The sequence below is a fragment of the Streptomyces sp. NPDC051582 genome (genome assembly GCF_040681715.1).
Lineage (GTDB): Bacteria > Actinomycetota > Actinomycetes > Streptomycetales > Streptomycetaceae > Streptomyces.
This window is the reverse complement of record NZ_JBFAZJ010000030.1, coordinates 1-11,456: the sequence shown is the minus strand read 5'-3', so window position 1 is coordinate 11,456 and position 11,456 is coordinate 1. Positions and strand designations below refer to the sequence as shown.

The following is an 11,456-nucleotide window of genomic DNA, read 5'->3' as shown; positions in this document are numbered from 1 at the left end:
ACCTCAATCAGGGAGCAGCGGGGGAGACGCATGGAAGTTATCTCGATAATTTTGCGTCCGTCAACATTGCTCGATATTTTTGATGAACGCCGGGCCGTCACCGAGCCGGCAGGAACACCCGCACGGTGGTGCCGGATTCGCTTGCCACGACGGAGAGTTCGCCACCCGCCTCGGCCGCCAGGAGCTGGACGATCAGCAGCCCGCGGCCGCTCTCGGCGTCCGGGTCCACCTCCTCGGCGGGATCCGGCAGCCGGGGCGGGCGGATCCCCTGATCGGCGACCTCCAGCCGCAGCCACCCCCCGTCGAAGGCCAGCCCGACCCGCATCCGGCCGCCGGCGGCGGCGTGCTGGGCCGCGTTGCCCGCGAGCTCGCTCACGGCCAGCAGCAGGACGTCCGCCACCTCGGCGGAGACCGGCCAGCCCTCCAGCACGGCCCGGACACGGGCCCGCAGGATCGGGACGGCGGCCGGGGCGGGCTCCGCCACCCAGTGGGCGAAGCCGCGGGCGCGGGGCGAAGCCGGGGCTCCGGCGGCCGGGGAGCCGACACGGGCGCCGACGGCCGGGGAGCCCGCGGGGGCGGTGGTGGCGGCATCCGTTCCGGCGGGGAGGGCGGCGGTGGTGAGCATGACGTGCTCCCGGAGGGGAAGGCGACGCCCGCTGCGAGTGTCTCGTGTAACTGCCTGGGAACTCAGATGCCCCTTGGGCTTGTGGTCAGCGGAAACGCGTCGCTACAGTTGTGATTACACGTGTAACACGCTAAGCCTCCCCCGGTGCCTGCGCAAGCATTTCGGACAAACCGTTACGAAGCCTGAGCCACCCGCACCGGACCCGCCGGCCGCCGAGGCCGCACACCGAATTGGGAAGAGCTCGATGACGCAATCCCCCCCGGCCGAGTTCGACATCGCCGACATGACCTGGCCGCCCCCGCCGTACCAGCAGCCCGTGCCGCCCGTGACCGGCGCGGACGGCGTACGCCGCTTCGACGGGATCACGTACGCGACCACCCCCGGCTACCGCCCGCGCCTGCTCGACGTACAGCTCCCGGCGGGCGAGGGCCCGTTCCCGGCGGTCGTCTGGATCCACGGCGGCGGCTGGCTGGACGGCGACCGCCGCTACCCGCCGCCGACCGTGCCCGCCGCCCTGCTGCACGGCGCTGTGCTCGGGGCCGGGCTCGCGCTCGTCTCCATCGACTACCGGCACAGCCTCGAAGCCCCCTTCCCGGCCCAGCTGCACGACGTCAAGGCCGCGATCCGCTACGTCCGGCGGTTCGCCCCCGCGCTCGGCATCGACCCGGACCGGATCGGTGTCTGGGGAGAGTCGGCGGGCGGCCACCTGGCCGCGCTGGCCGGCCTCGTCCGCCCCGGTGGCACGGACTCCGAGACCCTGGCGGCGCTGGAGGGCTCCCACGGGGTCGGCTCCGGTGACACCGATGTCCTGGCCGTCGTCGACTGGTACGGGGTCCACGACCTGCCCGCCCTGGCCGCGCACCCGCTCCCGATGCCGACCGGCGCCGAGTTCCCCAACCCGTACGACGCCCTGCTGGGCGTTCCCGCGGCCGAGCAGGCCGAGCCGGCCCGGGTCGCGAGCCCGGTCACGTACGCCGTCCCCGGCTCGAACCCGCCGCCCTTCCTGCTGATCCACGGAACGGCGGACGGTCTCGTCCCGTACAGCCAGAGCGAGACCCTGGCCGAGGCGCTGACGGGCGCCGGCGGCGAGGTGACGCTGAAGCCGGTGGCGGACGCCGACCACATCTTCCTCGGCTCCCCCGACATCCCCGCCATCGTCGCGGAGAGCGTGGCCTTCCTGACCCGCCACCTGGGCGCGGGGGCCTGAGCTCCACCCCGATTCCACTGATGTCCCACCGTGGGGGCGCGGCGCGGCCGCGCCCCCACGTGTACGTCGAAAGGCATTCATGTCCCGGCACACACTCGCCCCGGCCGCCTCCGCCGCGGCCCTGCCGGGGGCGGCGGACCGAAGCCGTCGCCCCGGCATCCTGCTCCTTGCCGTGCTGCTGCTCGGTGCGGCCGCAGCGCTGGCCCTCACCGTCCGCGCGGACGTCGTGAACCCGCCGTTCCAGGCCGCGGACGAGCGGTGGCTGGACTGGATGGGCGGCCCGCACGAAGGGGTCCCCGCGGCCGTCGCCGCCGTCCTCGACTGGTTCGGCGGCCCGCTGGGCGTCGTCGTACCGCTCGCGGTGCTGGCCTTCCTGCTCGTCCGAAGACGGTGGGTCTCGGCGGGCTTCCTGCTCGGGGTCTACCTGGTGGGCAGCATGGCGGTGGTGCAGGGGCTCAAGCACCTGGTGGACCGCCCGCGCCCGGCCGACCCGATGGTCCGCGTCGACCACGGCTCGTTCCCCTCGGGCCACGCGGCGGGGGCGGCCCTGCTCGTCGTCCTGGTCGGCGTCCTGCTGGTCCCGGCCGCGCGGCGGCGGGGCTGGTGGGCCGGGGGCGCGGTGTTCACGCTGGCCATGATGTGGAGCCGCACCTGGCTGCACGCCCACTGGCTCAGCGACACCCTGGCGGGCGCGGCGGCCGGCGCCGGGACCGCACTGCTGGCGTGGTGGGCCTTCTCCCCCGCGCTCGCCCGGGAGCACGACGGCCGGGCGCACCCCGCCTAGGTGACGTTCTCGGCGCGGCCCTCTCCGGCCATGAACCGCCAGACCAGGGCGTGCCCCAGGACGATCAGTCCGATCAGCAGCAGGGCTTCGGCCTGGATGGGTCGCAGGCCGACGTGACCGGCGAGTTCGGGACGGGCGCCGACGACGGCGATCAGGACGTAGAGCAGTGCGGCGCCGGCCTGCTGCCGGGTGACGAAGCGGTCGCCGCGGGAGCGGGCCGGCAGCCGCAGGGTGCACGCACAACCGACCGCGGAGAGGGCGACGAAGGCCGCCCGCCAGATCTGCGGCTGCTCGGCACCGCCGATCTGCGCGAAGAGGCCCATCAGGGCGGGCAGCAGGAAGGAGAGGTAGATCCCGCCGACGACGCGCCGCAGGGAGGGGTCGCCCGTCCAGGCCGCATGGCTCTGGACGACGTTCCACCACAGGCCGACCAGGGTGAAGCAGGTGGCCGAGAAGAGGGCGTAGAAGGCGCTGACATCCATGGACCACGAGGGTGGCAGCGGGTCCGGGCCCGGCCGGCGCCACACGCCCCGCTCCGGCCCCGGCCACCCGGAACGGCTTACGCTACGCGGCCGCCGCTACGCCGCCCGCGCCGGCGCACCCGTCCGTCAGGAGGTGGCGCGGTGGACGAGGCGGGCCTCCATGGCGGGGACCGGCGGCGTCGCCCCCGTCTCGATCAGCTCGTGCAGGGCGTCGGCGACCCGCTCCGGGGAGGGCAGGTCCAGGCGGACCGTGGTGAGGGGCGGCTCCTGGAGGGCGGAGAGGACCAGGTCGTCGGAGCCGACGATCGCGACCTCGTCCGGTACCGCGATGCCCTCGGCCCGGAGTGCGTGCAGCAGCAGCGCCGCGTACTCGTCGTTGTACGCGAAGACGGCGTCCAGGCCCAGGCCCGGCCAGCGCCGGGCGAGGGCCGTCGCGGACTGTCTGGTGTACGCGAGCTCCACCGGCGCCACCGTCGCCATGTGCCGGGCCGCGACCGACTCCGCCCCGGCCAGGCGCGGAAGGGCGAGGGTGCCGAGGCCGCGCTCCTGGGGCAGGACCACGCCGATCCGCTTCCGGCCCCGGGAGATGAGGTGCTCGGCGGCGGCGGCGCCGATGTCCGCGTGGTCGAATCCGATGGTGTGGACGCCCGGCACCGGGCGGGCGGCGAACGCGAGGAGGCCGCGCACTCCGGCGCGGCTGAGCAGTTCGGCGGCCTGGGCGGTGAAACGGTCGCCGTCGAGGGCGACGACGGCCGCCGGGCGCAGCTCCGCCCAGGCACGGGCGGCGTCGAGGGGATCGGCGAAGCGGCCCGCGTGCAGGACGGTCGTGTAGCCGCGCCGGTCGAGTTCGCTGTGCAGGTCGTCGACCCAGTCGCTGACGAGCCGGCCGATCGCGGAGATCGAAGCGGGCATCAGGACGAGGTTGCTGCGCCCCGCGCGCAGGGACCGGGCCGCGGCGTGCGGTACGTAGCCGAGCTGCCGGGCCGCGTCGAGCACCCGCGTGCGCGTGCTCTCGCTGACCCGGTGGCCGGGGGTGTCGTTCAGTACGAACGACACGGTGGCGCGTGACACCCCCGCCAGCCGGGCGACGTCCGCGCTGGTGATCGACACGGGTGGCGCGGGACTGCTCGCCACCTTGGTCTTGGGCTCCCTGGGCATGGTCCTCGGTGCTCCTCGGGTAGACCGTCACCGCTTTCTCCCCAGGTTACACGAGTTAGATCATTCGGCCCCGCGGGCTCCGTGCAGGCGGCGCGAGGCTCCGGCGAGGTCGTCGAGGGCGGTGACGGCCGCGTCGAAGCGCATCGTGGTCCGCGTCCGCGCGTCGTACGGGGGCCACTGCGGCATGCCGGGGTGGTTCGGGTCGCCGGTGCGGGCGAAGGCGATCCACGCCCGGTGCATGGTGCGGGCGAGGCCGTCGCGTACGGCCGGGTTGAGCCCGGCGAGGAACGGCGCCTGCGACCACTGCTCGAAGTTGTCGAAGACGAAGGGGAGTTCGAGGCAGTGCGCGGCGCCGAGCCGACCCTCGTGCGCGGCCGCCTGAAGGTCGAACTGGAAGGCCCAGACGGGGTGCTCCGAGCCGGCGCGGGCCTCGGCCAGCCCGACGGACGGGACACGGAAGAGCTCGTCCGTGATCAGGTCCATGAGGACGTCGGCCGGGCGGGAGCCGGGGCGGGCCGCCTCGTACGCGGCGTAGACCCCGGGCGCGGCTTCGGCCCCGAAGCTCTCCGCGATCCGCTCGGTCACCCGCTCCCGGGTGGCGGCGGCGTACCCCTCGTCGAGGGCGAAGCCGAAGTTGGCCTCCTCGCGGGTCCAGCCGATCATGACGTCGATGCCGGCCGCGGCCCCGTGCAGCAGCGCCTCGACCGGATGGCGCGCGAGGGTGGCCCCGTCGACGACGGGCAGGAACGGCGTCGGCCAGTGGCCCCAGCGCCCCGTGCGGGCGAACAGGCCGCCCGTCGCGCCGATCAGCGCCGGCCAGGGCAGGGCTCGCAGCTCCTGCGCGGTCTTGGCGCCGGCCAGCTCCCGGAAGACCGCGGTGCGCTCCCGGTAGGTGTCGGGGTCGGGGAGGTCCAGCCCGAAGGGCGGGCTCTGCAGGATCACCCGGCGGATCATCCCCTCGGCCCGGGGGTGCCCGGCGAGGGCGGCGGTGGAGACGGCGCCGCCGGACTGGCCGGCGACGGTGATGTTGCCGGGGTCGCCGCCGAAGGAGGCGATGTTCTCCCGCACCCAGCACAGGGCGGCGAGCTGGTCGGAGAGCCAGGGGTTGGCAGCCTCGTCGTCCTCGTCCGGGGAGAAGTAACCGAGGGGCCCGATGCGGTAGTTGATGCCGACGAAGACCAGGTCTCCGTCGCGCGCGAAGCTCGCGCCGCCGTAGCCGGGCAGCGATCCCGATCCGGAGACGAAGCCGCCGCCGTGGATCCACACGAGCACCGGGCGGCGGGCGTCGTCGACCGCGGGGGTCCAGACGTTGAGGGTGAGGCAGTCCTCGTCGAAGGGGGGTGATCCGTGGCCCCCGAGGACCGGGTCGCCGCCCTCCCGGTACATCTGCGGGGCGCTGGGGCCGTCGGATCCGGCGTCGCGCGTACCGCTCCAGCCCGGGTGCGGCCGGGCGGGCCGCCAGCGCAGGTCGCCGACCGGGGGTGCGGCGTACGGGACGGCCCGGAAGACGGAGAGCCCGTCTTCGGCCGCCCCGCGCAGTCGCCCTGCGGGGAGGTCGACCACGAGGGGCGGGGTGCGGTGCTCGGGGTGTGCCATGGGGCCCTTCCTTCGTCGTTCCGGGGGCCGGCGGGTGCGGTGGCGCACACCGGCCCCGGTCACGAGAATATGTCGAATCTTGGACGACCGTCAATGATTCTCGATATGAATGGGCTTCCGCGGCTTCACCGCCACAGGCTGTCGGCGGCCATCCGCTCGGCCTCGATCCTCAGCAGCGGTTCGAACGCCCTCCACAGCAGCATGCAGCTGCCGGCGCCGGCCAGCGCCCCGGCGACGGTGTCGCTGAGCCACTGGGCGTGCAGCCAGGTCCGGCTGAACATCATGACGGCGACGTACAGCGCCGCGAAGAGCCACCACCAGCGACGCGCGCGCGGCGGGAACACCAGGACGCCGGCCGCGAACACCAGGGTCACGGCGCTGAACACCTGGCCCGAGGGGAACGAGCCGTCGGTGACCAGGACCCACGGGTGCGGCGGACGAGGCCGGTCGACGAGCCCCTTGAGCGGGAGCACCACGAGGACGTTCGTCACGACGCCGGAGGCGAGGGCGAACAGCGCCGACCGCCAGCGCCCGTAGACGCAGAGGCAGCCGATCAGAACGAGCGGCAGGATCATGCCGAGCGGGCCGCCGAGCCGGTCCAGCACGGCGGCGAAGCCGGTGAAGGCGGCGGCGCGCGAGCCGTGCAGGGACGCGGCCCAGCGGTCGTCGAGCCCCTGGAAGAACGGGCGTTCGGCGACGGTGACCAGAAGGCCGACCAGCAGCGACCCGAGGAGGAGGACGGCTCCGACTGCGACGGCGTGGCGGGGCGGAGCCGCCGGAAGGTGGTGCCGGGGAGCGGGGATCAGGGAGCGGGACGCGTGGTGCGCGGACGGGGGGCCGTACGGGGGACGTGACATGACGGGCCTTTCACGGTGACCTCCCGGAGCGGTGGGGACACGCGGGGAGCAGGCAGGTGCAGGTGGGGGCGGATGGGAGCAGGCAGACGCAGGCGGGTGCGGGTGCGGGTGCGGGGTGGGAGCAGGCGGGCAGACGCAGGCGGGTGCGGGCGGGAGCTGGCAGGCACAGACCGGCGTGGGGCAGACGCGGCCGCGGGACGGCCTCACGGGCGAGGGCACCGCGGGCCGGGCGCCGCGGGCCGGGCGCCGCGGGCCGGGGCCGGACAGGAGGCCGGCCGCGGGCCCTTCGGTGAGCGACGGAGGCAGTCGTCGCGGCGCGGCACGGAGTATTGCGGATGACTGACCGCCGCCACAAGCACAAGACAGCTTCCGGACACGTTCACCCAGCTCAGTGGCCTTGAATTGGTGGTTACACGTCATTGCAGAGCGGGCCACCGCTCGATCACGATCCACTTACCGTCCGCCCCCAACCTCTGGCGGGGCTCGGAATTGGGTGCTACACAGTGTCCAAGCGCCGAAGGTGACACGTGTAACAACATCACGTGAATCGTCATCGCCTGCCGGGCCACCCCCGTGCGCCGCCACACCCGTCGAAGCCGCAGGTCGCGCCCCCTCCCCCCGCGCCGCACCTCCGCACCCCTTCTCGCTCCGTCCCCCGAGGAGTCGTCATGGCCCAGAACGAACTCATCGACCCGCCCGCCCAGGCGGATCCGGAACCTCCCCGCCAGCGCGCGCTCCTGCCCCTGCTGCTGGTCGCCAACTCCGCCCTGCTGGCGGTCTACATGGGCGTCGGATCGATCCTGCTGCCGACCCAGGTCGCGGAGATCGACCCCTCGAACAAGGTCGCCGTACTCGGGGTGATCGGCGGGATCAGCGCGGTCTTCGCGACCGCCTTCAACCCGATCGCCGGCGCCCTCTCCGACCGCAGCGGCCGCCGCAACCCCTGGATCCTGGGCGGCGCCTTCGCCTCGCTCGCCGCACTCGCCTTCGTCGGGTACGCGACCACCGCGCTGCTCGTCGGCATCGGCTGGTGCCTCGTCCAGGCGACCATGAACGTCTACCAGGCCGCGGTCACCGCGATCGTCCCCGACCGGGTGCCCGTCGCCCGGCGCGGCACCGCGTCCGCGCTGGTCGGACTGGGCCTGCCGATCGGCGGCACGGTCGGGGTGCTGATCGCCTCCGCGACCGCCGAGCACCTGACCACCGGGTACCTGGTCTTCGGCGGGATCGTCGCCGTCTCCGCACTGCTGCTCACCACTTTGTGCCGGGACGTCCCGCGCACCGGTCCCGCCCCGGCCGCCGTCTCGAAGCGGGCCCAACTCGCTGCTTTCCTGTCGGCGTTGGCGAACCACGACTTCCGGTGGGCGTTCATCGGCCGGGCCCTGATGGTGCTGGGCTACTTCTCCGTCGTCGGCTACCAGCTGTACATCCTGGACGACCACATCAGCCTGCCCGACGGGCTGACCCCGCCCGCCGCGATGGCGGTGCTGACCCCGGTGTCGATGATCGCGATGGCCCTCTCGACCGTGGTCGGCGGGATGCTGTCCGACCGGTGGGACCGGCGCAAGGTGTTCGTCGGCGTCTCCGCCGCCCTCGCCGGGCTCGTCATGGTGGTCCCGGTGATCAGCCCCACCTGGACCGGCATGCTCGTGTTCAGCGCACTCAACGGGCTCGCGTTCGGCTGCTTCATGGCCGTCGACACCGCGCTCGTCACGCTCGTCCTGCCCCGGGCCGAGGACGCCGCCCGCGACATGGGCGTCCTCAACATCGCCAACGCCGGACCGCAGATCATCGCGCCCTTCGTGGCCTCGGCCGTCGTGACCGCCCTCGGCGGGTACACCCCGCTCTTCCTCGTCGGCGGCGCCCTCTCCCTGATCGGCGCACTCGCCATCCTCCCGATCCGCAGCGTGCGCTGACCACCTGGCGATCCGCCGCCCGGACCGCCCCGCTTCCCGCGTCGAGCGGCGGTCCGGCTCCCGAGCTCCGGCGGGCGCATGCCGAGGGTCGTGCGCCCGCCGGTCCCCACCCCACACCCTCACCGCAGCTCACCGCACCTCACCGCACCTCAGCACACGTCCGCCTCCTTCCCTCCCCTTCCAAGGAGCCCTCTGTGAGACGCAAGCGAGTCCTGCCGCCGGCCGTGCTCATCCTGTGCACGGCGGCCCTCGCGGGTACGGCCCCCGCGGTCGCCTCGCCGCTGGCCGCGCCGGTGCCCGCACCCGCACCCGCACCCGCACCCGCCCCCACACGGACGACGGCAACTCCCGCGGCCCCGCTGCGCATCCTGCTCACGAACGACGACGGTTACGACGCGCCCGGCATCCGCAAGGCGTTCGAGCGCCTGACCGCCGCCGGCCACGACGTCACCATCGTCGCCCCGCTCACCAACCAGAGCGGCACCGGCACGAAGATGATGAGCGCCCCCACCATCGCGGTGAAGCACCCCGAGCCGAAGGTGTGGGCCGTGGACGGCACCCCCGGCGACTCCGTGCTGTTCGGCCTCTCCGAGGTGTTCCACGGCCGCGCCCCCGACCTGGTGGTCTCGGGCACCAACTTCGGCCCGAACGTCGCCGGTCTCGCCACCCACTCCGGTACGGTCGGCGGCGCCGTCGCCGCCCTGGAGAGCGGCGTCCCGGCCATCGCGCTGAGCACCGGCGGCCTGGCCGTCCCCGACCCCACCGCCACGGTCAACGCGATGGGCCCCACCATGGACTTCGCGGTCAAGCTGATCGACCGGCTCCGCGCCCGGGCGCGGTCCGGACCGCTGTTGCCCAAGGGCGTCGGCCTGAACGTGAACCACCCCGTCGTCGGCACCGACGGCAAGGGCGCCGCCGCGGGCGTGGCCGCGACCTTCCAGGACCCGCAGGCCCCCCTCCAGCCGGACTTCACCGACTCCGGGGACGGCACCTGGAAGGTGGACGTGGAGTTCCGCCCGCAGCCCGCCGCCAAGGGCGGGGACGTGGAGGCGGTGAACGCGAACAAGATCGCCATCAGCCCGATGAACGCCGACTGGAACACCGGACCGGCCGACTTCGCCGTCACGGCAGCCCTGATCGCCGGACTCCGCCCGTGAACCGGGCGCGTCCGGGCGGGGTACGGTCGCGGCTCACCGCGGCGTGCGCGGTGGCGGCCCTGCTCACCTCGGCCCTGCTCTCCTCGGCGCTGCCCGCCGCGGCGGCCGCGAAGGCACGGTCCGGCGGGTCCCCGCGCCCCCAGGTCGCCGTCGCGCAGGGCGTGTTGCGCGGGCAGGATCACGACGGGGCCCAGGAGTTCCTCGGCGTCCCCTACGCCGCTCCCCCGGTCGCAGGCGCCCGGCTGCGCCCGCCGCAGGAGCCGCGCCGCTGGAGCGGGGTCCGCGAGGCCGTCCGGCAGGCCCCCGCCTGCCTGCAGTTCTCGCCCTTCGGGCTGAGCGATCCGGCGGCCGTCAGCGAGGACTGCCTGTACCTCGACGTGTACCGGCCGGCCACGGCCCGGGCCGGAGCCCGGCTGCCGGTGATCGTATGGCTGCACGGGGGTGCGTACAGCCAGGGCACGGGGACGCAGTTCGGCGGCCGCACCATGGCGGATCTCACCGGCAGCATCGTCGTCAGCATCAACTACCGCCTGGGCCAGCTCGGTTACCTCGCACTGCCCGAGATAGCCGGGCAGAACGCGCAGCGCTCCGGCTCCTTCGGGCTGATGGACCAGATGGCGGCGCTGCACTGGACCCGGCAGAACATCGCCGCGTTCGGCGGGAACCCGGGGAACGTCACGGTCTCGGGGCAGTCGGCGGGCAGCGGTTCGGTCTGCGCGCTGCTGGCCGCGCCTTCGGCGGCCGGGCTGTTCCACCGGGCCGTACTGCAGAGCGGGCCCTGCACCCTGCTCCGTACGCCGGACGGCGCGCGGGCCGAGTCCGAGGCGCGGACCTTCGCCGCGGGCGCGGGCTGTACCGACGCGGCGGCGCTGGCCGCATGCCTGCGGTCCGCTTCCGGGACGGCGCTGGTCGAGGCGGCCCGTACGGCGCCCACTTCGGGCCCGGCGTCCGGTGACGGGCTGCTTCCGGTCGATCCGGCGACGGCGATCGGGAGCGGGCACTGGAACAAGGTGCCGGTGATGATCGGGAGCACCCGCTCCGAGGCGCGCCTGTTCGTCGCGATCACGCAGCCGTACCTGACGCAGGAGCAGTACACGGCACAGGTCCTGGCGGGGTACGGGGCCGCCGGGCCCGAGGTGCTGGCGCGCTATCCGGTGTCGGCCTACGGCGGGTCCGCCTACCTGGCGCTGTCGGCGGTGATGACGGACTCGACGTTCGCGTGCCAGACGGCGTGGACGGCGCAGTTGCTCGCCGCCCAGGTTCCCACGTACGTCTACGAGTTCGACGACCCGGACTCGCCGACGCTGCGCGGGGCGCAGGTGCCCGGCCTGGACGAGTCGAACGCGCACAGCGCGGAGCTGGCGTACCTGCACGACTTCACCATGGGCGACCGTCCGCTGACGGTCGATCAGGTGGACCTCGCGACGCGGATGAAGCGCTACTGGGGTGCGTTCGCGCGCCACGGGGCGCCCGTGGTGCCGGGGCAGACTGCGTGGCCGCCCACCGGGTCGGGCGCCGGGACCGGGCCGGGGTCCGCGGCCACGGTCCTCACCCTGAACCCCACCGCGACGCGGACGGGCACCTCGTTCGGGTCGGACCACCAGTGCGCGTTCTGGCGTACCCAGCCGCCCCGGCCGATCTGACCGGCCGGGGGCGGGGCCGCGGCCGCCGGCG

The 11,456-nt window shown here is 74.2% G+C and carries 10 protein-coding genes; 5 read left to right on the top strand and 5 right to left on the bottom strand.

Annotated elements, in window-relative coordinates; genetic code table 11:
* Positions 1-97: 97 nt before the first annotated feature.
* Positions 98-625 (bottom strand): ATP-binding protein, encoded by a 528-nt coding sequence (locus tag AB0M92_RS30795; protein WP_366105591.1) that lies wholly within the window; start codon positions 623-625, stop codon positions 98-100.
* A 244-nt stretch (positions 626-869) separates the two neighbouring features.
* Here AB0M92_RS30795 and AB0M92_RS30790 point away from each other — a divergent pair, with 244 nt between their 5' ends.
* Both AB0M92_RS30790 and AB0M92_RS30785 read left to right on the top strand, forming a co-directional pair.
* Entirely contained in the window at positions 870-1,832 is a 963-nt protein-coding gene (locus AB0M92_RS30790) for an alpha/beta hydrolase (RefSeq protein WP_366105590.1), read from the top strand.
* 79 nt (positions 1,833-1,911) lie between these two features.
* Positions 1,912-2,616, top strand: coding sequence for a phosphatase PAP2 family protein (locus AB0M92_RS30785; RefSeq protein ID WP_366105589.1), 705 nt, complete (start codon positions 1,912-1,914; stop codon positions 2,614-2,616).
* Here AB0M92_RS30785 and AB0M92_RS30780 read toward each other — a convergent pair.
* The 4 genes from AB0M92_RS30780 to AB0M92_RS30765 form a co-directional block, all read right to left on the bottom strand.
* Positions 2,613-3,098: a hypothetical protein gene (locus AB0M92_RS30780; protein WP_366105588.1), complete on the bottom strand. Its 486-nt coding sequence runs from the start codon at positions 3,096-3,098 to the stop codon at positions 2,613-2,615. The genes AB0M92_RS30785 and AB0M92_RS30780 overlap by 4 nt on opposite strands.
* Before the next feature lie 126 nt (positions 3,099-3,224).
* Positions 3,225-4,256, bottom strand: coding sequence for a LacI family DNA-binding transcriptional regulator (locus AB0M92_RS30775; RefSeq protein WP_366105587.1), 1,032 nt, complete (start codon positions 4,254-4,256; stop codon positions 3,225-3,227).
* 60 nt (positions 4,257-4,316) lie between these two features.
* Positions 4,317-5,852, bottom strand: coding sequence for a carboxylesterase family protein (locus AB0M92_RS30770; RefSeq protein WP_366105586.1), 1,536 nt, complete (start codon positions 5,850-5,852; stop codon positions 4,317-4,319).
* Positions 5,853-5,977: 125 nt separating this feature from the next.
* Positions 5,978-6,709, bottom strand: a complete 732-nt coding sequence (locus tag AB0M92_RS30765) for a phosphatase PAP2 family protein (RefSeq protein ID WP_366105585.1) — start codon at positions 6,707-6,709, stop codon at positions 5,978-5,980.
* Between the two features lie 668 nt (positions 6,710-7,377).
* Between AB0M92_RS30765 and AB0M92_RS30760 the strand changes: the two genes are divergently transcribed.
* The 3 genes from AB0M92_RS30760 to AB0M92_RS30750 all read left to right on the top strand — a co-directional run bounded on the left by AB0M92_RS30760 (position 7,378) and on the right by AB0M92_RS30750 (position 11,425).
* Positions 7,378-8,625: an MFS transporter gene (locus tag AB0M92_RS30760; protein WP_366105584.1), complete on the top strand. Its 1,248-nt coding sequence runs from the start codon at positions 7,378-7,380 to the stop codon at positions 8,623-8,625.
* Between the two features lie 194 nt (positions 8,626-8,819).
* Positions 8,820-9,782 (top strand): 5'/3'-nucleotidase SurE, encoded by a 963-nt coding sequence (surE, locus tag AB0M92_RS30755; RefSeq protein WP_366105583.1) that lies wholly within the window; start codon positions 8,820-8,822, stop codon positions 9,780-9,782.
* On the top strand, positions 9,779-11,425 hold the full coding sequence (locus tag AB0M92_RS30750) for a carboxylesterase family protein (RefSeq protein WP_366105582.1): 1,647 nt from the start codon (positions 9,779-9,781) through the stop codon (positions 11,423-11,425). The genes surE and AB0M92_RS30750 overlap by 4 nt, the downstream gene beginning before the upstream one ends.
* Positions 11,426-11,456: the final 31 nt, after the last annotated feature.

Coding starts and splice junctions, on each gene's coding strand:
- AB0M92_RS30795 (WP_366105591.1), bottom strand. CDS start 625: ATGCTCACCACCGCCGCCCTCCCCGCCGGAACGGATGCCGCCACCACC.
- AB0M92_RS30790 (WP_366105590.1), top strand. CDS start 870: ATGACGCAATCCCCCCCGGCCGAGTTCGACATCGCCGACATGACCTGG.
- AB0M92_RS30785 (WP_366105589.1), top strand. CDS start 1,912: ATGTCCCGGCACACACTCGCCCCGGCCGCCTCCGCCGCGGCCCTGCCG.
- AB0M92_RS30780 (WP_366105588.1), bottom strand. CDS start 3,098: ATGGATGTCAGCGCCTTCTACGCCCTCTTCTCGGCCACCTGCTTCACC.
- AB0M92_RS30775 (WP_366105587.1), bottom strand. CDS start 4,256: ATGCCCAGGGAGCCCAAGACCAAGGTGGCGAGCAGTCCCGCGCCACCC.
- AB0M92_RS30770 (WP_366105586.1), bottom strand. CDS start 5,852: ATGGCACACCCCGAGCACCGCACCCCGCCCCTCGTGGTCGACCTCCCC.
- AB0M92_RS30765 (WP_366105585.1), bottom strand. CDS start 6,709: ATGTCACGTCCCCCGTACGGCCCCCCGTCCGCGCACCACGCGTCCCGC.
- AB0M92_RS30760 (WP_366105584.1), top strand. CDS start 7,378: ATGGCCCAGAACGAACTCATCGACCCGCCCGCCCAGGCGGATCCGGAA.